This window comes from Crossiella sp. S99.2 (assembly GCF_023094165.1).
Classification (GTDB): Bacteria; Actinomycetota; Actinomycetes; order Mycobacteriales; family Pseudonocardiaceae; genus Crossiella.
Genome location: NZ_JALMDK010000015.1, coordinates 75,677 through 99,873, shown reverse-complemented (window position 1 = coordinate 99,873; position 24,197 = coordinate 75,677). Strand labels below are relative to the sequence as shown.

Annotated in this window: 21 protein-coding genes; 8 read left to right on the top strand and 13 right to left on the bottom strand. The window is 71.1% G+C overall.

Annotated features, from left to right (window positions below):
• The first annotated feature begins 196 nt into the window (after positions 1–196).
• Entirely contained in the window at positions 197–3,877 is a 3,681-nt protein-coding gene (locus tag MZC64_RS39570; RefSeq protein WP_247764181.1) for a multifunctional oxoglutarate decarboxylase/oxoglutarate dehydrogenase thiamine pyrophosphate-binding subunit/dihydrolipoyllysine-residue succinyltransferase subunit, read from the top strand.
• A 93-nt stretch (positions 3,878–3,970) separates the two neighbouring features.
• Entirely contained in the window at positions 3,971–4,153 is a 183-nt protein-coding gene (locus tag MZC64_RS39565) for a DUF6104 family protein (RefSeq protein ID WP_185001806.1), read from the top strand.
• On the opposite strand, the gene MZC64_RS39560 is transcribed toward MZC64_RS39565, so the two are convergent.
• Complete coding sequence (locus MZC64_RS39560) at positions 4,150–5,112, bottom strand: YafY family protein (RefSeq protein WP_247764182.1); 963 nt, start codon at positions 5,110–5,112, stop codon at positions 4,150–4,152. The genes MZC64_RS39565 and MZC64_RS39560 overlap by 4 nt on opposite strands.
• Positions 5,113–5,174: 62 nt before the next feature.
• Between MZC64_RS39560 and MZC64_RS39555 the strand changes: the two genes are divergently transcribed.
• Positions 5,175–6,446, top strand: a complete 1,272-nt coding sequence (locus MZC64_RS39555; RefSeq protein ID WP_247764183.1) for an FAD-binding oxidoreductase — start codon at positions 5,175–5,177, stop codon at positions 6,444–6,446.
• Here the strand turns inward: MZC64_RS39555 and MZC64_RS39550 are convergent.
• On the bottom strand, positions 6,416–7,384 hold the full coding sequence (locus MZC64_RS39550; RefSeq protein ID WP_247764184.1) for an aldo/keto reductase: 969 nt from the start codon (positions 7,382–7,384) through the stop codon (positions 6,416–6,418). The genes MZC64_RS39555 and MZC64_RS39550 overlap by 31 nt on opposite strands.
• 69 nt (positions 7,385–7,453) lie before the next feature.
• Between MZC64_RS39550 and MZC64_RS39545 the strand changes: the two genes are divergently transcribed.
• The 3 genes from MZC64_RS39545 (at position 7,454) to MZC64_RS39535 (ending at position 9,947) form a co-directional block, all read left to right on the top strand.
• A complete protein-coding gene (locus tag MZC64_RS39545; RefSeq protein ID WP_247764185.1) occupies positions 7,454–8,005 on the top strand; it encodes an AAA family ATPase in 552 nt (183 codons plus the stop codon).
• Between the two features lie 68 nt (positions 8,006–8,073).
• Positions 8,074–8,742 (top strand): response regulator transcription factor, encoded by a 669-nt coding sequence (locus tag MZC64_RS39540; protein WP_247764186.1) that lies wholly within the window; start codon positions 8,074–8,076, stop codon positions 8,740–8,742.
• Positions 8,739–9,947, top strand: a complete 1,209-nt coding sequence (locus MZC64_RS39535) for a HAMP domain-containing sensor histidine kinase (protein WP_247764187.1) — start codon at positions 8,739–8,741, stop codon at positions 9,945–9,947. Before MZC64_RS39540 ends, MZC64_RS39535 begins: the two co-directional genes overlap by 4 nt.
• 22 nt (positions 9,948–9,969) lie before the next feature.
• Here MZC64_RS39535 and MZC64_RS39530 read toward each other — a convergent pair whose 3' ends face one another.
• The gene (locus MZC64_RS39530) at positions 9,970–10,290 is read right to left on the bottom strand and encodes a hypothetical protein (protein WP_247764188.1); all 321 of its coding nucleotides are present in this window, start codon (positions 10,288–10,290) and stop codon (positions 9,970–9,972) included.
• 105 nt (positions 10,291–10,395) lie between these two features.
• Here MZC64_RS39530 and MZC64_RS39525 point away from each other — a divergent pair, with 105 nt between their 5' ends.
• Complete coding sequence (locus MZC64_RS39525; RefSeq protein ID WP_247764189.1) at positions 10,396–11,457, top strand: pentapeptide repeat-containing protein; 1,062 nt, start codon at positions 10,396–10,398, stop codon at positions 11,455–11,457.
• Here MZC64_RS39525 and hutI read toward each other — a convergent pair.
• Genes hutI through hutH form a run of 6 tightly spaced genes read right to left on the bottom strand, consistent with a single transcriptional unit; the run spans position 11,421 to position 19,734 of the window.
• Positions 11,421–12,578, bottom strand: coding sequence for an imidazolonepropionase (gene hutI, locus MZC64_RS39520; RefSeq protein WP_247764190.1), 1,158 nt, complete (start codon positions 12,576–12,578; stop codon positions 11,421–11,423). The two genes, MZC64_RS39525 and hutI, sit on opposite strands and share 37 nt — an antisense overlap.
• Entirely contained in the window at positions 12,575–13,885 is a 1,311-nt protein-coding gene (locus tag MZC64_RS39515; protein WP_247764191.1) for a formimidoylglutamate deiminase, read from the bottom strand. Before MZC64_RS39515 ends, hutI begins: the two co-directional genes overlap by 4 nt.
• A complete protein-coding gene (locus tag MZC64_RS39510) occupies positions 13,882–15,084 on the bottom strand; it encodes an allantoate amidohydrolase (protein WP_247764192.1) in 1,203 nt (400 codons plus the stop codon). The genes MZC64_RS39515 and MZC64_RS39510 overlap by 4 nt, the downstream gene beginning before the upstream one ends.
• 2 nt (positions 15,085–15,086) lie before the next feature.
• Complete coding sequence (tnpB, locus tag MZC64_RS39505; protein WP_247797778.1) at positions 15,087–16,490, bottom strand: IS607 family element RNA-guided endonuclease TnpB; 1,404 nt, start codon at positions 16,488–16,490, stop codon at positions 15,087–15,089.
• A 2-nt stretch (positions 16,491–16,492) separates the two neighbouring features.
• A complete protein-coding gene (hutU, locus tag MZC64_RS39500) occupies positions 16,493–18,184 on the bottom strand; it encodes a urocanate hydratase (RefSeq protein ID WP_247764193.1) in 1,692 nt (563 codons plus the stop codon).
• Positions 18,181–19,734: a histidine ammonia-lyase gene (gene hutH, locus MZC64_RS39495; protein ID WP_247764194.1), complete on the bottom strand. Its 1,554-nt coding sequence runs from the start codon at positions 19,732–19,734 to the stop codon at positions 18,181–18,183. Before hutH ends, hutU begins: the two co-directional genes overlap by 4 nt.
• A gap of 89 nt (positions 19,735–19,823) precedes the next feature.
• Between hutH and MZC64_RS39490 the strand changes: the two genes are divergently transcribed.
• A complete protein-coding gene (locus MZC64_RS39490) occupies positions 19,824–20,606 on the top strand; it encodes an IclR family transcriptional regulator (protein WP_247764195.1) in 783 nt (260 codons plus the stop codon).
• 77 nt (positions 20,607–20,683) lie between these two features.
• Here the strand turns inward: MZC64_RS39490 and MZC64_RS39485 are convergent, their stop codons facing one another.
• The 4 genes from MZC64_RS39485 to MZC64_RS39470 are packed head-to-tail and all read right to left on the bottom strand — an operon-like array spanning position 20,684 to position 24,118.
• Positions 20,684–21,574, bottom strand: coding sequence for an ABC transporter substrate-binding protein (locus MZC64_RS39485; RefSeq protein WP_247764196.1), 891 nt, complete (start codon positions 21,572–21,574; stop codon positions 20,684–20,686).
• Entirely contained in the window at positions 21,571–22,353 is a 783-nt protein-coding gene (locus tag MZC64_RS39480; RefSeq protein ID WP_247764197.1) for an ABC transporter permease subunit, read from the bottom strand. Before MZC64_RS39480 ends, MZC64_RS39485 begins: the two co-directional genes overlap by 4 nt.
• On the bottom strand, positions 22,350–23,027 hold the full coding sequence (locus MZC64_RS39475; RefSeq protein WP_374205859.1) for an ABC transporter permease: 678 nt from the start codon (positions 23,025–23,027) through the stop codon (positions 22,350–22,352). The genes MZC64_RS39480 and MZC64_RS39475 overlap by 4 nt, the downstream gene beginning before the upstream one ends.
• Positions 23,024–24,118, bottom strand: a complete 1,095-nt coding sequence (locus MZC64_RS39470; protein ID WP_247764198.1) for an ABC transporter ATP-binding protein — start codon at positions 24,116–24,118, stop codon at positions 23,024–23,026. Before MZC64_RS39470 ends, MZC64_RS39475 begins: the two co-directional genes overlap by 4 nt.
• Between the last annotated feature and the right edge of the window lie 79 nt (positions 24,119–24,197).

The window sequence follows — 24,197 nt, the reverse complement described above, 5'->3', positions numbered from 1 at the left end:
CCCAACTCGACGGGTGGAGACCCTGCTTGAGCTGGGCTTGAGGTGCCGATTTCACACTAAAACGATCCAGTAAACGATTCTGTGACCTAGCCCTCCGCGAGCTGCCCCCGCCCTGTACCACGGCGGCGCGCGGTAGGACTAGCCTGAAACAGAGTGTGTCTTACCCCGAGCAGATGGATCGAGGCGAGTGTCGGCCGTGTCCAGCAGCAGCCCTGCGTCACAGTTCGGCCCCAATGAGTGGCTAGTCGAGGAAATGTACGAGAACTTCCTCGCTGATCCCACCTCCGTAGACCCGGCGTGGCACGACTTCTTCGCCGACTACAAGCCGACGCAGAAGTCCGCCGACACCGGCGTGACAGCGGCGCAGTCGGCCGCCGCCAGCACTGTGACAACAACCCAGGCAGCCCCCCCGAAGGCGCCTGACAACACCAACGGTCAGTCCCCGGCAGCCGCCCCCAGGGCGGTCACCCCGGCCAAGGCGAAGCCGACCCCGTCGGCCGCCGCGACCGCGACCCCGGTGAAGCAACCCGCGGGTCCCGGCGAGCGCAAGCCGCTGCGTGGCGCCGCCGCGGCGATCGCCAGGAACATGGAGCAGTCGCTGACCGTGCCGACCGCCACCTCGGTGCGCTCGGTCCCGGCCAAGCTGCTCGCGGACAACCGGATCGTGATCAACAACCACCTCAAGCGGACCCGCGGTGGGAAGGTCTCCTTCACCCACCTCATCGGTTACGCGATCGTTCGGGCGCTGGAGAGCTACCCGAACATGAACCGGTTCTTCGCCGAGACCGACGGCAAGCCGACCATCGGCACGCCCGAGCACGTCAACCTCGGCCTGGCCATCGACCTGCCAGGCAAGGACGGCGCCCGCACCCTGGTGGTTGCCTCCATCAAGAGCTGCGAGTCCATGTCCTTCCTGCAGTTCTGGCAGGCGTATGAGGACCTGATCCGCAAGGCGCGCGGCGGCAAGCTCGGCAACGACGACTTCACCGGCACCACGATCTCGCTGACCAACCCCGGCACCATCGGCACCAACCACTCGGTGCCGCGGCTGACCGCCGGTCAGGGCGCGATCATCGGCGTGGGCGCGATGGAGTACCCGGCCGAGTTCCAGGGCGCCAGCGAGAAGGCCCTGATCAAGATGGGCATCAGCAAGATCATCACGCTGACGTCCACCTACGACCACCGGATCATCCAGGGCGCCGAGTCCGGCGAGTTCCTGCGCCGGATCCACCAGCTGCTGCTGGGCGAGGACGGCTTCTACGACAGCATCTTCGCCTCGCTGCGCATCCCGTACGAGCCGATCCGCTGGGTGGCTGACATCCCGGACGGCGCGGTGGACAAGACCGCCCGCGTGCTGGAGCTGATCGACGCCTTCCGCAGCCGCGGCCACCTGATGGCCGACACCGACCCGCTGAACTACCGCCAGCGCCGCCACCCGGACCTGGACGTGCTCTCGCACGGCCTGACCCTGTGGGACCTGGACCGGGAGTTCGCCGTCGGCGGCTTCGCGGCCCAGGAGCGGATGAAGCTGCGCGACGTCCTCGGCGTGCTGCGCAACTCCTACTGCCGCACCGTGGGCATCGAGTACACCCACATCCTCGGCCCGGACGAGCGCAAGTGGCTGCAGGAGCGGATCGAGGTCCCGCACTCCAAGCCGGACCAGGCCGAGCAGATCTACATCCTGAGCAAGCTCAACGCGGCCGAGGCCTTCGAGACCTTCCTGCAGACCAAGTACGTCGGGCAGAAGCGGTTCTCCCTCGAAGGCGGCGAGACGGTCATCCCGCTGCTGGACGCGGTGCTGGACAAGGCCGCCGAGTACGACCTGGACGAGGTCGTCATCGGCATGCCGCACCGGGGCCGCCTCAACGTGCTGGCCAACATCGTGGGCAAGCCGATCTCGCAGATCTTCCGCGAGTTCGAGGGCAACCTGGACCCGGGCCAGGCACACGGCTCCGGCGACGTGAAGTACCACCTCGGCGCCGAGGGCAAGTACTTCCGGATGTTCGGCGACGGCGAGGTCAAGGTCTCGCTGACCTGTAACCCCTCGCACCTGGAAGCCGTGGACCCGGTGCTGGAAGGCATCGTCCGGGCCAAGCAGGACATCCTGGACAAGGGCGCCGAGGGCTTCACCGTGGTGCCGGTCATGCTGCACGGCGACGCGGCCTTCGCCGGTCAGGGTGTGGTGGCCGAGACGCTGAACCTGGCGCTGCTGCGCGGATACCGCACCGGCGGCACCGTGCACGTGGTGGTCAACAACCAGGTGGGCTTCACCACCGCGCCGGAGTACTCGCGCTCCAGCCAGTACTGCACCGACGTCGCCAAGATGATCGAGGCGCCGGTCTTCCACGTCAACGGCGACGACCCCGAGGCCTGTGTCTGGGTGGCGAAGCTGGCGATGGAGTACCGCCGGGCCTTCGGCAAGGACGTCGTGATCGACATGATCTGCTACCGGCGCCGTGGTCACAACGAGGGCGACGACCCGTCGATGACCCAGCCGGCCATGTACGACCTGATCGACACCAAGCGCTCGGTCCGCAAGACCTACACCGAGGCGCTGATCGGCCGGGGCGACATCTCGGTCGAGGAGGCCGAGAGCGCGCTGAAGGACTTCGGCAGCCAGCTGGAGCACGTCTTCAACGAGGTCCGCGAGCTGGAGAAGCACCCGGCCGTGGTGAGCCCGTCGGTGGAGGCCGAGCAGGTCATCCCGACCAAGCTCAAGACCGCGATCTCGCTGGAAACGCTGACCCACATCGCCGACTCGCACATCAACCTGCCGGAGGGCTTCAGCCCGCACCCGCGGGTCAAGCCGGTGCTGGAACGCCGGGCCAAGATGGCCCGCGAGGGCGGCATCGACTGGGCCTTCGCCGAGCTGCTGGCCTTCGGCTCGCTGGTGATGGAGCAGCGCCGGGTCCGGCTGGCCGGTCAGGACTCCCGCCGCGGCACCTTCGTGCAGCGGCACTCGGTGCTGATCGACCGCAAGACCGGCAAGGAATACACCCCGCTGCAGAACCTGTCCGACGACCAGGCCAAGTTCCTGGTCTACGACTCGGCGCTGTCGGAGTTCGCCGCGCTCGGCTTCGAGTACGGCTACTCGGTGGCCAACCCGGACGCGCTGGTGCTCTGGGAAGCCCAGTTCGGTGACTTCGTCAACGGCGCCCAGCCGATCATCGACGAGTTCATCTCCTCCGGCGAGGCCAAGTGGGGCCAGCGCTCCGACGTCGTGCTGCTGCTGCCGCACGGCCACGAGGGCCAGGGCCCGGACCACACCTCGGGCCGGATCGAGCGGTTCCTGCAGCTGTGCGCCGAGGGCTCGATGACCGTGGCGGTGCCCTCCACCCCGGCCAGCTACTTCCACCTGCTGCGCCGGCACGCCCTGGACGGGATCAACCGTCCGCTGGTGGTGTTCACCCCCAAGTCGATGCTGCGGCTCAAGACCGCGACCAGCCCGGTCGAGGACTTCACCGAGAGCAAGTTCCACTCGGTGCTGGCCGACCCGCTGGTGGCCGACCCGAACAAGGTCGACCGGGTGCTGCTGTGCAGCGGCAAGATCAGCTACGAACTCAACGCCGAGCGGCAGAAGCGCGGCGCGGACAACGTGGCGATCGTACGCATCGAGCAGCTCTACCCGGTGCCGCACAAGAAGCTGGCCCTGGTGCTGGACAAGTACCCCAACGCCAAGGACGTCCGCTGGGTCCAGGAGGAGCCGGCCAACCAGGGCGCCTGGCCGTTCCTGGGGCTGTCCCTGCCGGAACTGCTGCCGGAGCGGCTGGCCGGGCTCAAGCGCGTCTCGCGGCGCGCGATGGCCGCCCCGTCGGCCGGGTCCAGCAAGGTGCACGAGGTCGAGCAGGCGGCGCTGATCGCCAAGGCTTTCGATTGATAGACACAGTCTGAGTTCTGATTGACACCGTCTACACCGAGCCGCCAAGTCCACTGTGGACTTGGCGGCTCGGCCTTATCCCGGAGGAAATCCGTGTACTTCACCGACCGCGGTATCGAGGAGCTGGAGCAGCGGCGCGGCGAGGAGGAGGTCACCCTGGCCTGGGTGGCCGACAAGCTGCGCGCCTTCGTCGACGCCAACCCGGACTTCGAGACCACCATCGAGCGCCTGGCGACCTTCCTGGCCCGTGACGACGCCGACGACCTGGACGACTAGCCGCACTGACCGAGCCGGTCCCGGGCCGCGCCCAGCTCGGCCCGGACCAGCTCGTCCGCCTCGACGATCGCCAGCCCGACCCCCAGCGCGGCCAGGCTGAGCACATCCCTGGCCACCTCGCGCGGCTGATCGGCGCTCAGCAGCACCTCGCTGCCGCCTTCGACCTCGGTGACCCGCGCGGGCAGCAGCCGGAACACCCAGGCGAGCACCTCCCGCGGTGCCGCGGCGATCCGGACCACCGCGCTGTGCCGGTAGGGCGTGGTGGCCAGGACCCGGTCCAGGTAGGCGCCGGTGTCCGCGGCGGGCAGCTCACGCGGGGCGAAGCGGCGGCCGGTGGGCCGCGGGTCGGTGATCCGGTCCACCCGGAAGGTGCGCCAGCCGGCCCGTGCCGGGTCGTAGGCCAGCAGGTACCAGAGCCGGTAGGCAGTGACCAGCCGGTGCGGTTCGGCCCGCCGGTCCCCCGCCGAACCGTCCCGCCGCCGGTAGCCGAAGGTCAGCAGCTCCCCGTCCCGCACCGCCGCGCCCAGCACGGCCAGCACCGCCGGGTCGACCTGCGCGCCGCTGACCGCGGGCACCGCCTCGGTGGCCTGGGCGACCGCGGCCACCCGGTGCCGCAGCCGGGACGGCAGGATCTGGGACAGCTTGGCCAGCGCGCGCACCGCGGTCTCGGCCACCCCGCTGACCCCGCTGCCCGCGGCGGTGAGCAGTCCGGTGGCCACCGCGACCGCCTCCTCCTCGTCCAGGGCCAGCGGCGGCAGGTTCCGGCCGGAGACGAGCCGGTAGCCGCCCGCGGTGCCGGTGCTGGCGTGCACCGGATAGCCCAGTTCGCGCAGCTTCTCCACATCGCGCCGCACGGTCCGGTCGGTGACCGCCAGCCGCTGCGCCAGCTCCGCCCCGGACCACTCCCGGCGGGCCTGCAACAGCGACAGCAACCGCATGACGCGGGCGAGTGGGCTCATGCCGCCAAGACTGCCACCGTTGCGGACAGAAGCTGTCCGGAACGGCTCCTAACGTGGGCCGCATGTTGACCTTCGAACCGCACTCCCCCGGCTACGACACCGAACGCGCCGCCTTCCAGACCAACTCCAGCTACCGCCCGGCCCTGGTCGTCGGCGCCACCTCCGCCGCTGACGTACAGGCCGCGGTCCGGCTGGCCGCCGAGCGGAACCTGCCGGTCGCGGTCCAGTCCACCGGCCACGGCCTGCCGCCCGCGGGCGAGCCCGGCGTGCTGATCACCACCCACCGGATGCGCGAGCTGACCATCGACCCGGTCGCACGCACCGCCAGGGTGGCCGCCGGGGTGCGCTGGGGCGAGGTCCTGGAAGCCGCGGCTCCGCACGGCCTGGTCCCGCTGCTGGGCAGCACCCCGCACGTCGGCGTGCTCGGCTACACCGTGGGCGGCGGCCTGAGCCTGTTCGGCCGCGCCTTCGGCTGGGCCGCTGACCGGGTGCGCGCGCTGGAGGTGGTCACCGCCGACGGCGAACTCCAGCGGGCAGTCCCCGGCTCGGACCTGTTCTGGGGCCTGCTCGGTGGCGGCGCGACCCTGGGCATCGTCACCGAGTTGACCTTCGACCTGGTCCCGATGCCCGAGCTGTGGGCGGGCGGGTTGTTCTTCGACGCCGAGCTGATCCCCGAGGCCCTGCGAGTGTGGACCGAGTGGACCCCGACCCTCCCGGACACCCTGACCAGCTCGATCGCGGTCATCCCGTTCCCGGACTTCCCCGGCGTGCCCGAACTGCTCCGCGGCCGCCGGGTCGCGCACATCCGGATCATCCAGGCGGGCCCCGCCGCCGATGACCTGGTGGCCCCGCTACGCGCCCTCGGCCCATTCCTGGACACCCTCGGCCCGATGAAGCTGACCGAGGTCGGCACGATCTACAACGACCCCACCACCCCGGCCCCGTACCACTCCACCAACCGCCTGCTCCGCGACGCCGACGCCCTCACCACCCGCCGCCTGCTCGCGCACACCCCCGACGGCCCGCACATCGTCGAACTCCGCCACCTGGGCGGTGCGCTGGCCGGCCCGGGCCGCAACGCGGTCAGCGGCCGGGACGCGAAGTACCTGGCCACCATCACCACCCTGCGCCCGGAGCCGGACACGGCCGCCGCGCACGAGACGCTGTTCGCCGCGCTGACCCCGTGGACCAGCGGGGACCGCTTCCGCAACTTCCTCACCGACCCGGCCGAGGCCCGCTACCCACGCCGCCTGCACGAGCTGAAGGCGCGACTGGACCCGGCCGGGCGGTTCGGCGTGCTGCCTCAGAACCCCGACACGGCGTGCGGCGTGTAGGGCGCTTCCAACCGGGCGATCTCCTCATCAGTCAGCTCAAGCCCGACCGCGGCGACCGCGTCGTCCAGGTGCGACATCTTGGTGGCGCCCACGATGGGGGCGGTCACCGCGGGGTTGTGCAGCAGCCAGGCCAGGCCGACCTGGGCCCTGGGCACCCCGCGTTCGGCGGCCACCGCCGCCACCGCGTCCACCACGACCCGGTCGCTGTCCTGGTAGAGCGTTTTGCCGAAGGCGTCGGACTCGGCGCGGGCGGTGGCCTCGTCCCAGTCGCGGGTGAGGCGGCCGCGGGCCAGCGGGCTCCACGGGATGACGCCGATGCCCTCCTCCGCGCAGAAGGGCAGCATCTCGCGCTCTTCCTCGCGGTAGATCAGGTTGTAGTGGTTCTGCATGGAGACGAACCGGGTCCAGCCGTTGAGGTCGGCCAGGTACTGCATTTTCGCGAACTGGTAGGCGTGCATCGAGGAGGCGCCCAGGTAGCGGACCCGGCCCGACTTCACCACGTCGTGCAGGGCTTCCAGGGTCTCCTCGATCGGGGTGTGCCGGTCGAAGCGGTGGATCTGGTACAGGTCGATGTAGTCGGTGCCCAGCCGGCGCAGGCTGTTGTCCACCTCGGCGAAGATCGCCTTGCGGGACAGTCCGCGCCGGTTCGGCCCCTCCCCCATCGGCAGGTGCACCTTGGTGGCCAGCACGATCTCGTCCCGCCGCCCGTACTCGCCGAGCAGCTTGCCGACGATTTCCTCACTGGTGCCGTCGCTGTAGGCGTTCGCGGTGTCGAAGAAGTTGATCCCCAGCTCGACCGCCCGCTTGAGGAACGGCCTGCTCTGCTCCTCGGTCAGCGACCACGGGTGGGTGCCGCGCTCGGGCACGCCGTAGCTCATGCAGCCCAGGCAGATCCGGGAGACATCCAGCCCGGTGGCCCCCAGCTTCACATACTCCATGCGGCCGAACCTACGCCGCTCTCGCGCGCGCGGCAGCGCATTTCCGGTCCCTGGGCCATCATCGACGGCATGAGCGAGCCCGTGTCACCAGGACAGGTCATCGTGCTCACCGGCCCGCCGGGGGCGGGCAAGAGCACGGTGGCGCGGTTGCTGGCCGATGAGCTGTCGCCCAGCGTGCACCTGCGTACCGACGACTTCTACAGCTGCATCCGGCGCGGCCTGATCGCGCCCTACCTGCCCGAGGCCCAGCGGCAGAACGAGATCGTGGTGGACGTGCTGGCCACCGCCGCCTTCGGCTACGCCGCCGGTGGCTACGACGTGGTGGTGGACGGCGTGATCGGCCCGTGGTTCCTGGACGTCTTCCGCAAGGCGGGCGGCGGGTTCGCCGTGCACTACGTGGTGCTGCGGCCCAACGAGGCGATCACCATCGGCCGGGCGGTGGACCGCGGGCCGGGGGCGCTGACCGAGGTGGCGCCGATCCGGTCGCTGTACAAGCAGTTCAGCGGGCTGGGCGAGCTGGAGCGGCATGTGGTCGACTCCGGACCGCTGGACGCCGAGGACACCACCACCGCGGTGCTGGCCGGGATCGCCCGCGGCGCGTACCGGCTGACCGAGGGCTGAGTCCGCGGCCGAAAATCCACCGAAAGCGTGGCCGGACCCGGGTGTGCGGGCGGGATACCGTCGGCGGGGTGCGACTGCTGATCGTGGAGGACGAGGCGGACCTGGCCAGTGCGCTGCGCACCGGCCTGAGCCACGCCGGGTACGCGGTGGACACCGCGGCCACCGGCGCCGAGGCGCTGGCCAAGTTCGGGGTGCACGCCTACGACCTGGTGGTGCTGGACCTGAACCTGCCGGACGGGGACGGGCTGCTGCTGTGCCGCCGGATCCGCTCGGTCAGCGGAGTGCGCATCCTGATGCTCACCGCCCGCGCCAGCCTGGCCGACCGGGTGCGCGGCCTCGACCACGGCGCGGACGACTACCTGGTCAAGCCGTTCGCGCTGGCCGAGTTGCTGGCCCGGCTGCGCGCGCTGCTGCGCCGGGACGGGGACACCGGGGAGCCGGTGCTGCGCGCCTGCGGGCTGGAACTGGATCCGGCCAGTGGCGAGGTGTCCCGGGGCGGGGTGCCGATCACGTTGACCCGCAAGGAATTCGGCGTGCTGCGCTACCTGATGTCCAGGCCCGGCAGGCTGGTCCCGGCCGAGGAACTGCTCGAACACGTGTGGGACGAGTTCGCCAACCCGTTCACCGAGACCGTGCGGGTGACCGTGGGCACGTTGCGGCGCAAGGTGTCCAGCCCCGGTGCGGCGGCGCCGATCGAGACCGTGATCGGCCGCGGCTACCGGCTGGTGGAGCGGTGAGCGCGCGCCGCTGGCTGACCACGATCCGGTTCCGGCTCACCGTGTCCTACTCGGCCTGGGTGTTCGTGCTGGGCGCGCTGGTGATCACCTCGATCTACCTCGGCGTGCTGTACACGCTGGAGACCGCCCCGCCGGTGGAGCAGGAGAGGCTCAAGGTGTTCATCCATGACGTCGGGGGCGGCGCGACCTCCTGGACAGTGGAGAAGCAGAATGCGGTGGAGAGCTTCGAGCGCAAGATCCAGTACCAGGCGATCGCCCTGCTCGGCCGGTACTCCGCGATCGCGCTGTCCGCGCTGTTCCTGCTGAGCCTGCTCATCGGCTGGTGGCAGGCCGGGCGCGCACTGCGCCCGATCCGCCGGATCACCCAGCGCGCCAGGGAGATCGGCGCCACCGACCTGTCCCGCCGGATCGCCCTGGACGGTCCCCCTGACGAACTGCGCGGCCTGGCCGACACCATCGACGACATGCTGGCCCGGCTGGACACCGCCTTCGCCGACCAGCGCCGCCTGCTCGGCGACGCCTCGCACGAACTGCGCAACCCACTGGCGATCATCCAGGCCAACGTGGACGCGGTGCTCACCCGCCCGGACGCGACGGTGTCCGAACGCGACCAGGCGGGTGAGGTGGTGCGCCGAGCGGTGCTGCGGATGAGCGGCCTGGTCGAGGACCTGCTGGCCACCGGCCGCCGGGACGCGCCGGCCTTCGCCGAGACCGAGTCCGACCTCGCCGCGCTGGCCGAGGAATCCGCCGCCGAACACGACCAGCTCGCCACCGAGGCCGGCCTCGCCCTCACCCGCGAGCTGACCCCAGGGCTGCGGGTGATCGGCGACCGCGACGCGCTGAAACGCGCCACCGCCAACCTGTTGAGCAACGCACTGCGCTTCGCCCCCGCGGGCAGCGCGGTGCGGCTGGCCACCGGCCGCGGCGACGGCTGGTGCTGGATCGCGGTGCACGACGAGGGCCCCGGCATCCGCCCGGACGACCAGCCCCGGGTGTTCGACCGGTTCTGGCAGGCAGGCGAACACGCCGCGCACAACGGCCACAGCGGACTGGGCCTGGCGATCGTGCGGCAGATCATGGAGGGCCACGACGGCCGCGTCACCGTGCACAGCGTCCCCGGCCAGGGCTGCACCTTCGTGCTGTGGCTACCGGATCAGGCGGCCCCGCACCGCACCGCGTCCCCCCAGCCGGCCGGGCAGGGCTGACCACCCCGCCCGGCCCCGGCCCTCAGCCCTTGCGGCAGGCGGCCTTGACGTAGGCGGACCCCAGGTAGAGCGTCTCCGACTTCTTCTCCACCGAGACCAGCCCGCCCAGCTTCTTGCAGGTAGTCCCGGTCCGCTTCTCGTGCTCGGCGATACCCCGGTCCACCCCGTCCTGCGCCAGTCGGATGGCCTGGTCCGCGGTCTCCGCGAGGGCGGCGGCCCCGAACGAGATCACTCCCGGCTTGCCCGGCTTCGCGGCCTCGTCCGCCATGGCGACCGATGCGGTGCCCAACGGCAGCCCGATGGCCAGCGCGCCGACCAGGAGGATGGACTTCAGCGACCTCATGGAATTTCTCCTTGGTGTAGGTGGGAAAACCACGAGCAGTCAACCGAAACAGGGGGAAAACCAACCGAAAGCCAAGATCACCCGGCGAGCTGGGACCATCGGTGGATGACTGCTCCGCGGGTGCCGTTGACGCCGTTGCCCTGGTGGTGGGTTGCCGTGTCGGCGGCGGTGGTCGTGCTGGCGGGGCTGGGGATCGGGAGCTGGTTGTGGCGGGCGGCGGGTGGGTTGCCGGAGCCGGAGGCGACCAAGGCGCAGATCGAGGCGATCCGGACCGGGCTGACCACCTCGGCGGGGGTGGGGGCGGCGCTGGCGTTGTTGCTGGCGGTGCGGCGGCAGCGGGCGACCGAGATCGGGCTGGGGTTGCAGAACACGGATCTGGTGCAGAAGGAGCAGGTGGCGGCGGACGTCCGGCATGACGCGGCGGAGAAGCGGATCACTGAGCTGTACACGAAAGCGGCGGATCAGCTGGGGTCGGACAAGGCGCCGGTACGGCTGGCGGGGTTGTACGCGCTGGAGCGGCTGGGCGAGGGCAATCCGGATCATCGGCAGACGGTGGTGAACCTGTTCTGCGCGTACCTGCGGATGCCGTACGAGAGCGGGGAGGAAGAGCGTCAGGTCCGGCTCACCGCACAGCGGATCCTGGCCTGGCACCTGCTGCGGGCAACCGCGCAGTTCTGGCCGGACATCACCCTCGACCTCAGCGGCGCGGTCCTGCTGGACTTCACCCTGAGCCAGTGCGTGGTGGACATCGTGCACTTCCGCGACACCGAGTTCCGAGGTGTCGCGGACTTCTCGGGAACCGAGGTTCCCCTGTTCAGCGACTTCTCCGGCGCGAAGTTCACCGGCAGGGCCGAGTTCGGCGATGTCACTCTCGCCCGCGCTCTCTTCGATGAGGCGCGTTTCCTCGGGCCGGTCCACTTCGACTACGCGAAGTTCCCCGCGGTCGCCAGTTTCCTGGGGGCGGTCTTCACGGTGCCCGCGCTCTTCGACGCCCCGGTGCCGGGCCAGGTCGATCTCAACCTGGCCCGTGCTCGGGTCGGCACCGACGAACACTGGCCCGAGGGCTGGATCGTGCAGCCGCCACCCCGCGAGGTCGAAGGCCGGATCGAGGGTCTGCCGGGAACCTGGGGCTACTTGACCCGCAACCCGGACCGCCACACCGAGTGAGTCAGCGGCACCCCCGGCCGATAAGCCAGGTGCGTCGCCGACGGCGCGTTCAGCACGTGCACATCCGCCCGCGCCCCCGGCTGCAACACCCCGACCGCCCCATCCCCGCTCTCCCGCCCCAGCGCCCGCGCCCCGCCCCAGGTGGCCGCCCGCACCGCTTCCTCGACCGTGAGGCGCATCTGGAGCACCGCGGTGGTCACGCAGAAGGCCATCGAGGAGGTGTAGCTGGAGCCGGGGTTGCAGTTGGAGGCCAGCGCGATGGTGGCGCCGGCGTCCACGAGCTTGCGGGCCTCGGGCAGGGGCTGGCGAGTGGAGAGATCGCAGGCGGGGAGCAGGGTGGCGACCGTGTCGGAGTTGGCCAGGGCGTCGATGTCGCTGGGGGTGAGGTGGGTGCAGTGGTCGACGCTGGCGGCGCCGAGTTCCACCGCCAGCCGGACGCCGGGGCCGTAGCCGAGCTGGTTGCCGTGCACTCGCAGGCCCAGGCCCCTGGCGGCGGCGGCTTTCAGCACAGCGCGGGACTGGTCTTCGTCGAAGGCGCCGGTTTCGCAGAAGACGTCGGCCCAGCGGACGTGCGGGGCCACCGCGTCCAGCATCTCGCCGCAGACCAGGTCCACGTAGTCGTCGGCGTCCCAGCCCGGCGGCACCAGGTGCGCGCCCAGGAAGGTGACCTCGTCGGCCAGCTCGGCGGCGATCCGGGCGGAGCGGAGTTCGTGTTCGGTGTTGAGGCCGTAGCCGGTTTTGGTTTCCAGGTAGGTGGTGCCCTGGGCGACCGCCTCGGCGAGGTGGTGGCGCAGGCCCTCGATCAGCTCGGTGTCGGTGGCCTCGCGGGTGGCGTTGACGGTGACCGCGATACCGCCCGCTTTGTAAGGCTGACCGGCCATCCGGGCGGTGAACTCGGCGGTGCGGTCGCCGGCGAAGAGCAGGTGGGTGTGGCTGTCCACCCAGCCGGGCAGCACGGCCCGGCCCTCGACGTCGACCAGGTTGTCCGCATCCGGCGCGCGATCGGCCGGGCCTGCCCAGGCCACCCGGTCGCCGTCGAGCACCAGGGCGGCGTTGCCGAGCTGGCCCAGTTCGGGGTCGTTGGTGGTCAGCTCACCGATGCCGGTGATCAGGACGGTCATGCCCACACCTCGTTGATCGCCTTGGCCAGCAACGGTCCCACCGGGCCGAGCCGGACGTGTTCACCATGCCGGACGACCATCTGGCCGCCGTTGACCACACTGTCCACATCGGACGCGGTGGCCGCCAGCAGCACCTGGTCCGGACGGCAGCCCGCCGTGCGCACCGAGTCCAGCCGCAGCGCCACCAGATCGGCCCGCTGGCCGACCGCGAGCTGGCCCGCGTCCGGCCAGCCCAGTGCCCGGTGACCGTCCACTGTGGACGCCTTGAGCAGTTCGACCGGGGTGAACCGGCCGCGCTGGCCGGTGCGCAGGCGTTCGTGGTGCTCCAGCGCCCTGGCCTCCAGGATCGGGTCGTTGACCGCGTGCTGGTCGCTGCCCAGGGAAAGCGGGCTGCCCGCGTCGGCCAGTTCCCGGGCCGGGCCGATGCCGTCGGCGAGGTCGGCCTCGGTGGTCGGGCAGAAGCAGGAGCCGGTGCCGGTTTCGCCGAGCAGCGCGATGTCGCCGGGGGTCAGGTGGGTGGCGTGCACCGCGGTGGTGTGCGGGGACAGCGCGCCCGCCGAGTGGAGGAGTTCGGTCGGGGTCAGGCCGTGCGCGGCCTGGCAGGCCTCGTTCTCCGCGGGCTGTTCGGACAGGTGCACGTGCAGCGGACGGCCCGCCGCGCCCGCGACCACGTCGGCGAGCTGGTCGCGGGGCACCGCGCGGACCGAGTGGATGGCCGCGCCGATCCGAGTGTTGTGGTCATCCGGCATGGCGGCGACCCGGGTGGCCCAGCTCGCCGCGTCGCCGTCGCCGAAGCGGAGTTGTTCCGGGGCAAGCGGAGCGCCGAAGCCCGCGGACAGGTAGCAGGTGTCCAGCAGGGTGAGCCGGACACCGGCCTCGGCGGCGGCCTGGCGCAGGGCCTCGCCCATCGCGTTGGGGTCGCGGTAGGGCTGGCCGCCGGGGGCGTGGTGCACGTAGTGGAACTCGCCGACCGCGGTCACCCCGGACAGCGCCATCTCGGCGTACACCGCGCGGGCCAGCCGCCGGTAGTTGTCCGGGTTGAGCTTGGCGGCCAGCGCGTACATGCCCTCCCGCCAGGTCCAGAAGGTGCCGCCGTCGCCGTGCGTGCGCCCGCGCAGCGCCCGGTGGAAGGCGTGCGAGTGCGCGTTGGCGAACCCGGGCAGCACCACCCCCGGCAACCGCCGGGCACCCAGCGGCGGACTGTCCACTGTGGACACCTCGGTGAACACGCCGTCCTCGGCGCGGATCAGCACACCGCTGGTCACCCCGCCGGGCAGCCAGGCCTGTTCGCACCAGTAGGTGCTCATCGGGTCAGCTGTTCCACGACGTGGGCCAGTGCGGTGACCCCGGCCTCGCAGTCGGCCGGTTCGGCGTGTTCGGCCGGGGCGTGGCTGATGCCGGTGGGGTTGCGCACGAACAGCATCGCGGTGGGCACCTTGGCGGCCAGGATCCCGGCGTCGTGCCCGGCCCCGGTGGGCAGTGCGGGCACCCCGCCGAGCTGGGCGGCGAGCTGGTCGCGCAGCGCCGGGTCGAAGATCACCGTATCGCCGTAGGACTCCTCGGTCACCGCGACCGCGCAGCCCTCGGCCTCGGCGGCGTCCCTGGCCGCGGCGGTGATCTCGGCGACCACGTTGCGGGTGACCTCATCGGTGGCCGCCCGCGCGTCCAGCCACACGTCCACCGCGGAGGCGATCACGTTGGTGCCGCCCGGATTCGGGATGAGCTTGCCCACCGTGGCCCGAGCCCCGTCCACCGCGCGCGCCGCGGCCCGCGCGGCCAGCACCAGCTGGGCGGCGGGCAGCATCGGGTCGGTGCGGTCGCCGATCAGGGTGGCCCCGGCGTGGTTGCCCTCGCCGGTGAACCGGAACCGCCAGCGGCCGTGCGCCAGGATCGAGCTGGCCACCCCGACCGGCGCGTCCAGGTCGACCAGGCCCTTGCCCTGCTCCACATGCAGTTCGACGAAGCAGCCGATGCCGGCCAGCGCCTCCGGGTCCGGCCCGAGCCGGGCCGGGTCGAACCCGGCCGCGTCCACCGCGTCGGCCAGGGTGATCCCGTTGAGATCGGTGAGCCGCCGCGCCGCGTCCGGGTCGATGCTGCCCGCCATCAGCCGGGAGCCGAGGCAGGGCACGCCGAACCGCCCGCCCTCCTCCTCGGCGAACACGGTCACCGCGAACGGCCGCCGCGGCTGGAAACCCCTGGCCTGCAACACATCCACCGCGGCCAGCGCGGAGACCACGCCGAGCGGGCCGTCAAAGGCGCCGCCGCCGGGCACTGAGTCGAGGTGGCTGCCGGTGATGACCGCGTCCTTGCCGGGCGCACCCCACCAGGCCCACAGGTTGCCGTTGCGGTCGTTCTCCACCGTCAGGCCGCGTTTACCGGCCTCGGCGATGAACCACTCACGCAGTTCCAGTTCCACCACGTCGAACCCGTGCCGGGAGTACCCGCCGCGCTGGCGGTCGGCCCCGACGCCGCTGATGTCCGACAGCAACCCCGTCGCAGTGCTCATACCTACTCCGATACCGTTCGGGAGACGTCTGAAAACGTGTCCTGAGCCATCGCCTCGCGGCGCCGCGTTGCCCTCATGGGGCTTCCCGTGGCATTACCCGTTGCCCGCGCGATGCAGGTCTGACGTGGGTTTCCAGCGGGCCCGTTTTCCGTCGCCCTGCGACTCAGGGAGGACGTGTCAGCTGCCTGCGCGCCAGCCAACGCGGCCAGGTTCCTGGCCGCGTTGTGATCGCGGTCCATCACGACGCCGCAGTGTTCGCAATCAAAAGTACGTTCGGACAGACGAAGCTTGGTTCTCACCACGCCACAACCCGAACATGTCCTGGAGGATGGAAACCACCGGTCAGCGAGCTGCACGCGCACGCCTGACCAGGCAGCCTTGTACTCGATCTGCCGCCGGAACTCGGCCATGCCGACATCAGCGACACGCCGGGACAATCTGCGGTTGCCCAGCATCCCTGACACGTTGAGGTCCTCGATCACCACGGTGCCGAAGGTGCGCACCAACCGGGTGGTCAACTTGTGCAGCCCATCGTGCCGGATGTTGCGGATCCTGAGGTGCAGGGCTGAGATCCGGGCTCTGGCCCGGAGCCATCGCCTTGAGGGCAGTCGTCCCGTCCGCCGGTCAGGGCCGCTGCGTCGGGTCATTCTCCGCTGCAACCGGCGCAGCCGGGGCAACGCGGTCTCCAGCGGGCGAGGGTTGGGCACCATTTCCCCGGTGGACAGCACCGCCAGGTACCGCACACCGAGATCAATGCCCACCACCCCGGCTGGCCGGGTTGGTGCGAGGTCCACCCGGGTGATCTCCACCGAGAAGGACATCTGCCATCGACCGAGCCGATGTGCCACCGTGGCAGACCGAACTCGCGCAGTGCCGCGCTGGAGGTGGCGAAAGAGCTTGCGGGTGCTCTCGTGAGTTCGCACGGTGCCGATTCGGGGCAGTCGCACGTGTCGCCGATCATCTTCGACCAGGCCGAACGCACCCGTGGAGAACCGGCATGAACCAGCTGCCCGCTTGCTCTTGAACCGGGGAAACCGGACTACTCGGCCAGCACGCTTACCGGTACGTGAGTCGTTCCAGTTCCGCAGCGCATTCGCCAGGTTCGCCAGTCCTGAGCTGTATGCCTCTTTGGAGTTCTCCGACCACCACGGTGCCACCTCTTCCTTGCGCTGGTTCCAGGTCTTGCGCAGGCCGTAGGCAGACCAGTTCAGCGAAGGGGTGAGACCGGCACCGGTGATGCCGTAGGAGCGCTCGGCCGCGCGCTGATCCAGGTTCGCGCGCACCAGACGCAGTCCCCAGTTGAACGCATACCGTTGCGCACCACAGTGCGACCGCAGAGTGCGTTCCTGTTCAGGGGTCGGGTCAAGCGCGTACCGATATGCCTGGACCACCGCGCAGCCGGTCACTGTCAGCCAGCCTGCCCAGGGTGCCGGGCGTGGGAGCTTCCTTCCATGGGCACCCGCACACCGCGTTCTGCCGCAACCTCGTCGGCCCGGGAGTACCCGGCGTCGACGTGGCGGATGACGCCCATGGCGGGGTCGTTGGTCAGCACGCGTTCGAGCTTCTGCGCGGCCAGTGCGGTGCCGTCGGCGACGGTGACCTGGCCGGCGTGGATGGAGCGGCCGATGCCCACGCCGCCGCCGTGGTGGATGGACACCCAGGTGGCGCCGCTGGCGGTGTTGATCAAGGCGTTGAGCAGGGGCCAGTCCGCGATGGCGTCGGAGCCGTCGGCCATCGCCTCGGTCTCCCGGTACGGGGAGGCGACCGAGCCGCAGTCCAGGTGGTCCCGGCCGATGACGATGGGCGCGGAGAGTTCGCCGCTGGCCACCATCTCGTTGAACTTCAGGCCGGCCAGGTGGCGTTCGCCGTAGCCGAGCCAGCAGATCCGGGCGGGCAGGCCCTGGAACTCGACCCGCTCCTGGGCCATGGTGATCCACCGGTGCAGCTGCTTGTTCTCCGGGAACAGTTCCAGGATGGCGCGGTCGGTGGCCGCGATGTCCTTGGGGTCGCCGGAGAGCGCGGCCCAGCGGAACGGGCCCTTGCCCTCGCAGAACAGCGGCCGGATGTAGGCGGGCACGAAGCCGGGGAAGTCGAAGGCCCGCTCGTAGCCGCCGAGTTTGGCCTCGCCGCGGATGGAGTTGCCGTAGTCGAAGACCTCGGCGCCGCGGTCCATGAACCCGACCATGGCCTCCACCTGCTCGGCCATCGACTCCCGGGACCGGTCGGTGAACTCATCCGGCTTCTTGGCCGCGTAGTCGTGCCAGTCGGCCAGGGCCACGCCCTTGGGCAGGTAGGCCAGCGGGTCGTGCGCGGAGGTCTGGTCGGTGACCACGTCGATGTCCACGCCCCGGCGCAGCAGCTCGGGGAAGACCTCGGCGGCGTTGCCAATGACCGCCACGGACAGCGCGCGCCGCTCCCGCTTGGCGGCCAGGCAGCGCTCGACCGCGTCGTCGAGGTCGTCGGCGATCTCGTCCAGGTAGCGGTGTTCCAGGCGGCGGCGGGCGCGGTCGGGGTCGACCTCCACGCACAGCGCGACGCCCTCGTTCATGGTGACCGCCAGTGGCTGGGCGCCACCCATGCCGCCGAGGCCGCCGGTGAGGGTGAGGGTGCCGGCCAGGGTGCCGCCGAAGCGCTTGTTGGCCACCGCGGCGAAGGTCTCGTAGGTGCCCTGCAGGATGCCCTGGGTGCCGATGTAGATCCAGGAGCCCGCGGTCATCTGGCCGTACATGGTGAGCCCGAGCTGTTCCAGCCGCCGGAATTCCGGCCAGGTGGCCCAGTCGCCGACCAGGTTGGAGTTGGCGATGAGCACCCGCGGCGCCCACTCGTGCGTGCGCATCACGCCGACCGGGCGGCCGGACTGCACCAGCAGCGTCTCGTCCGGGGCCAGCGTGGTCAGCTCGCGGCTGATCGCGTCGAAGCTGTTCCAGTCCCTGGCGGCCTTGCCGGTGCCGCCGTAGACGACCAGGTCGTCCGGGCGTTCGGCGACCTCGGGGTCGAGGTTGTTGTGGAACATGCGCAGTGCGGCCTCGGTGGACCAGTCACGCGCGGTCAGTTCGGTTCCGCGCGCGGCGCGCACCGGACGGGGGCCTGCGGTACTCACTTCACCCTCCCATTGACAGCTTCGAGGTATGGCTCGACCGCGGCGTGCAGCTCGCCGGAACGCACCACGCGTTCGGCGGCGGCGATCTCCGGGGCCAGGTGGCGGTCGGGGCCCGGACCGGCGACGTGCTCGCGGAGCACGCGCAGCGCGGCGGCGGTGGCCGGGGCCGGTTCGAGCGGGGCGCGCAGGTCCAGCGCGCGGGCCGCGGTGAGCAGTTCGATGGCCAGCACGGTGGTCAGCCCGTCCACCGACTTGCGCAGCTTGCGCGCGGCGGACCAGCCCATGGACACGTGGTCCTCCTGCATGGCCGAGCTGGGGATGGAGTCGACCGAGGCCGGGTTGGCCAGCCGCTTCAGCTCGGAGACCAGCGCGGCCTGGGTGTACTGGGCGATCATGTGGCCGGAGTCCACGCCGGGGTCGTCGGCCAGGAACGGCGGCAGGCCGTGCGAGCGGGCCACGTCCAGCATCCGGTCGGTGCGGCGTTCGGCGATGCTGGCCACGTCGGCGATCGGGATGGCCAGGAAGTCCAGCGCGTAGGCCACCGGCGCGCCGTGGAAGTTGCCGTTGGACTCCACCCGGCCGTCGGCGAGCACCACCGGGTTGTCCACCGCGGCGGCCAGTTCCCGGTCGGCCACGGTCTCCACGTAGGCCAGGGTGTCCCTGGCCGCGCCGTGCACCTGCGGGGAGCAGCGCAGCGAGTAGGCGTCCTGCACCCGGGTGCAGTCCGGGCCGCGGTGGCTGGCCACGATCGGCGAGCCGGCCAGCGCGGCGAACATCCGGGCGGCCGAGCGGGCCTGACCCGGGTGCGGGCGCAGCGCCTGGAGTTCGGGTGCGAAGGGCCGGTCGGTGCCCAGCAGCGCCTCCACGCTCATCGCCGCGGTGACATCGGCCAGGTCGAGCAGCCGGTGCAGGTCGGCGGCGGCCATGACCAGCATGCCGAGCATGCCGTCGGTGCCGTTGATCAGCGCCAGGCCTTCCTTCTCGGCCAGCTGCACCGGTTCGATCCGGTGCTCGCGCATGGCCTCGGCGGTGGGGCGCAGCAGCCCGGACTCGTCCCGGACCTGCCCCTCCCCCATCAGCGCCAGCGCCACCGCGGACAGCGGCGCGAGGTCGCCGGAGCAGCCCAGCGAGCCGTACTCGTGCACCACCGGCACCAGTCCGGCGTTGAGCAGCGCGGCCATGGTGGCCGCGGTGCGCGGCCGGATGCCGGTGTGCCCGCTGGTCAGCGTGCGCAGCCGGAGCAGCATCAGCGCGCGCACCACCTCGGCCTCGACCTCCGGCCCGGTGCCCGCGGCGTGCGAGCGGACCAGCGAACGCTGCAGCTGGGCGCGTTTCTCCGGCGGGATGTGCCGGACGGCGAGCGCGCCGAAGCCGGTGGACACGCCGTAGGTGGGCGTGGTCGCCTCGGCCAGGGCCTCGATGTGCGCCCTGGTGGCCGCCATGGCCTCCTGGGCCTCCGTGGTGATCTCCACGGCCGCGCCGCCGCGGGCCACCGCGACGACCTGCTCACGGGAGAGCGGCTTCAAGCCGACGGGTACCGGTTGCTGCATGTGCCCATCAGAACCTGTGACCGGCTGGCACGGCTATCCCGGTTGGGGTGACACTGTCTGGGATCCCAGACGTCTTGAGGAGCGTGCGAGTGGGCGAGAGCAGCGACGTCCCCGCGCTGCGCCGCGGCCTGGCCGTGCTGCGGCTGCTGGCCGGGCGCGCGGGCCCGATCTCCGCGGCCGCCATCGCCCGTGAGCTGGAGCTGCCCCGCTCGACCACCTACCACCTGCTCACCGAGCTGGTCGAGGCCGGTTTTGTCACCCACTTGACCGAGGAGCGCCGCTACGGCCTCGGCGTGGCCACCTTCGAGCTGGGCTCGGCCTACCTGCGCCACGACCCCCTGGAACGGCTGGCCCGGCCCCTGCTGCGACGCCTGGTGGACCGGGTGGAGACCACCGCGCACCTGGGCGTGCTGCACGGCGCGGAAGCCCTCTACCTGCTCAAGGAACAGCCGCATCGCCCGCAGACCCTGGTCACCGACGTCGGCGTGCGGCTGCCTGCCCAGCTCACCGCCTCCGGCCGGGCCGTCCTCAGCGGCCTGCCCGCCGCCCAGGTCCGGGCGCTGTTCCCGTCCGCGCGGGCGTTCGTGGACCGCACCGGCCGCGGCCCGCGCGACCTGCCCGCGCTGCGCAGGCTGCTCACCGCCGAACGGCAGCGCGGCTGGTCGGTGGAGGACGGCCACGTCACGCCGGGCTTCGCCTCGGTCGCGGTGCCGGTCTTCGACCACAGCGGCCGGCCGGTGGCCGCGATCAGCCTGACCGTCCGGCACGAGTGCGAGCAGGAATGCGGCCAGGACTGGCCCGAACTCGCCGCCGAGGCAGTGCAAAGCGCGGCCGGGCTGACCGCCAGGATCGGCGGTCAGCCCGGCCGCTAAGCCTTGCCCGTCGAGTTGGCCCAACTGGTACGCCAAGTTGGCCCAACCGGGCGTACGAGTTGGCCCAAGTCGGCGGGTCAGGCGTTCTGCTTGACGAAGTCCGAGGCCACGTCGACCGGGTTCTCCTTGTCGACCTCGATCCGCTTGACCGCGGCGGCCAGCTTCTCGGTGGTGATCTTCTTGGAGATCTGGTTGAGCGCCAGCTTGGCGGCGTCGGTCAGCTTGCCGGACTTGAACAGCGGGATGATGTTCTGCGCCGGGTACATGTTCTTCGGGTCGGCCAGCTGCACGAAGTTGTTGGTGCCGATCGCCGATGCGGTGGTGAACAGGTTCGCCACCTGCGCCGAACCGGACTTGATCGCGTCCAGGGTGACCGGGCCACCGGCGTCGGTGGAGCGGATCTCCTTGAAGGTGCAGCCGTAGAGCTGCTTGATCTTGGCTTCCCAGCGGGTCTTCCACTCACCGGCCGCGGCCAGGGTGAGCTGCGCGCACTTCGGCCCCAGGTCGGCCATGGACTTCAGCCCGAACTGCTGGGCCGCCTGCTGGGTCACCACCAGCACGTCCTTGTCCTCGCCCGGCGCAGGCTCCAGCACCTCCAGGTCCGGGCCGACCTTGGTCTTGAGCGCGGCGAAGATGTCCTCGGACTTGGTCGCGGTGTTGCCGGAATCCAGTGCCTGCAACAGGTTTCCGCTGTAGTCGGGCACCAGGGTGAACGAGCCGTCCTTGAGGCCCTTGAGCACGACCTCACGCGCCGAGACCGGGCTGGCCACCTTGACCTCGGCCCCGGCGGCGTCGAGCACCGCGGCGTAGATCTCGGCCAGCAGCTTGTTCTCCGGGAAGTCCACCGAGCCGATGTGGATGGTCTTGTCGGTGACCGGCGCGCCGTTCTTGAGCGGGTCCGAGGGCGCCCCGCAGGCGCTCACCGCGGCCACGACCAGCACGGCCACGGCCGCCAGATTCCGCTTCATGACTTTGTCCCTCCAGCAACACCGGACTCCGAGGCCCGGGTCTCGATCTTGGCCAAGTTGTTGTGCCCGTTGGGTTTCACCCGCACCCGGGTGGCGCCGCGAGCCATTGCCGCCGCTCGCGCGGCCACCCGCAGCCCACGCGGCACCACGATCCGCTGCAGACCCGCGAGCAGCAGGTCCAGCGTCACCGCGAGCAGCGCCACCGCGAACGCGCCCGCCACCACCTTGGGATAGTCATAGATCCGCATGCCGTCCAGCAGCACCCGGCCCAGCCCGCCAAGGCCCACATAGGCCGCCACCGCCGCGGTGGCCACCACCTGCAGCATGGCGTTGCGCAGGCCGCCGAGCAGCAGCGGCAGCGCGTTGGGCACCTCGACCTGCCAGAGCCGTTGCCAGCCGGTCATGCCCATGCCACGGGCGGCGTCGACCACCCCGGCGTCGGTGTCCTGCACGCCGGCGTAGGTGCCGGCCAGGATCGGCGGCACCGCGAGCACGATCAGCGCGATCAGGGTGGAGACCTGGGAACCGCCGCCGAGCAGGAACAGGAAGGTGACCAGGCCCAGAGTGGGCAGCGCGCGCATCGCGTTGGACGCGCCGACCAGCACCAGCCCGCCGCGCCCGGTGTGCCCGACGAACAAGCCCAGCGGGATGCCGATGGCCGCGGCGCCGAAGACCGCGATCAGCGTGTAGTACAGGTGCTCGGCCAGCCGGGTCGGCAGGCCGTCGGGGCCCTGCCAGTGCGCCGGATCGGCCAGCCAGGCGAAGAGTTGCTGGATCACGGCGCGCCTCCGGTGCCCAGGCGGGTCCACGGGGTGAGCAGGCGGCGCAGCGCGACCAGGGTCAGGTCCACCAGCGCGGCCAGCAGCAGGGTGAGCACGATGCCGACGATGATCGGCGGCAGGTACTGGATGCCGAAGCCGGAGGTGAACAGCACGCCCAGCCCGCCGGTGCCGATCAGCGCGCCCACGCTGACCAGGCTGATGTTGCTCACCGCGGCCACCCGCACCCCGGCGGTGAGCACTGGGATCGACAGCGGCAGGTCGACCACGAAAAACCGGTGCGCCGGCTTGAACCCGATCGCGGTGGCCGCGGCCAGCACCGGGCTGGGCAGCGAGTCCAGCGCGTCGATCACCGGACGCACCAGCAGCGCGGTGGTGTACACGGTCAGCGCCACCACCACGTTGAGCGGATCGGTGATCCGGGTGCCCAGCAGGCCGGGGATCACCACGAACAGCGCCAGCGACGGGATGGTGTAGACGATGTTGGCGGTGCCCAGGAAAACCGTGCGCAGCCACCGGGTGCGCTGGGCCAGCCAGCCCAGCGGGATCGCCAGCAGCAGCCCGATCAGCACCGGCGCCAGCGACAGGTAGACGTGCTGGAGCAGCCCGTCCAGCACCGCGCCGACGTTGCGCGGGTTGCCGAGGTACTTGGCGAGGTCGTCGAACACCCTCAGACCCTGCCCGTCTCCTGCTCGCGGCGGTGCTCCAGCAGGTCGAGCACCTGCTGCGCGGTGACCACGCCGGTGTACCCGCCGCCCTCGTCCACCACCACGCCGAGCCCGGCCGGGGAGGACAGCGCCGCGTCCAGCGCGCCACGCAGCGCGGTGCCGCGCACGTGCAGCGAACCACCCGGTACCAGCGAGCTTTCCGCCACCTGACCGTCCGCGATGGACTCCGGCGGCAGCCAGCCGCGCGGGTGGTTGTCCGCGTCCAGGGCCAGTGTCCAACCGGTGCCGGCCTGCCGTTGCGCGCCGACCTGCACGGTGTCCACCGGCCGCAGGTCCAGCTCGCCGTCGGCCACAAAGGACAGTCCGCGGTAGCCGCGGTCCTTGCCGACGAAGTTGGCCACGAAATCGTTGGCGGGCCTGGTCAGCAGCTCCGCCGGGGTGGCGTACTGGGCGAGCACGCCGCCCTGCCGGAACACCGCGATCTTCTCGCCGATCCGGACCGCCTCGTCGATATCGTGGGTGACGAAGACGATGGTCTTGTCCAGTTCGGCCTGCAACCGCAGCAGTTCGTCCTGAAGTCCTTCGCGCACAACGGGATCCACCGCGCTGAACGGCTCGTCCATGAGCAGCACCGGCGGATCGGCGGCCAGCGCGCGGGCCACTCCGACCCGCTGCTGCTGCCCGCCGGAGAGTTGGGCCGGGTACCGCTTGCCCAGTTCCACCGGCAGTCCGACGGTCTCCAGCAGCTCGGCCGCGCGAGCGCGGGCCTTGCGCCGGGTCCAGCCGGACAGCAGTGGCACGGTGGCGATGTTGTCCAGCACGCTGCGGTGCGGGAACAGCCCGGCCTGCTGGATCACATAGCCGATGCCGCGGCGCAGCAGCGCCGGATCGGAGTCCCGGATGTCCTTCCCGTTCACCAGGATGGTGCCACCGGTGGGTTCCACCATCCGGTTGACCATCCGCAGTGAGGTGGTCTTCCCGCAGCCGGACGGCCCGACGAACACGGTGATCGTGCCCGCCTCCACGGAAAGGGTCAGCTCGTCGACGGCGACCGTGCCGTCATCGAAGCGTTTGGTCACGGCCTGGAACTCGATCACGCGAGCCCCCTTAAGGTCGTGACGGCCACTGGCCGGCCGCCGCCTGAGCAATCGACCTTAGTCCGATGGACTGACAACG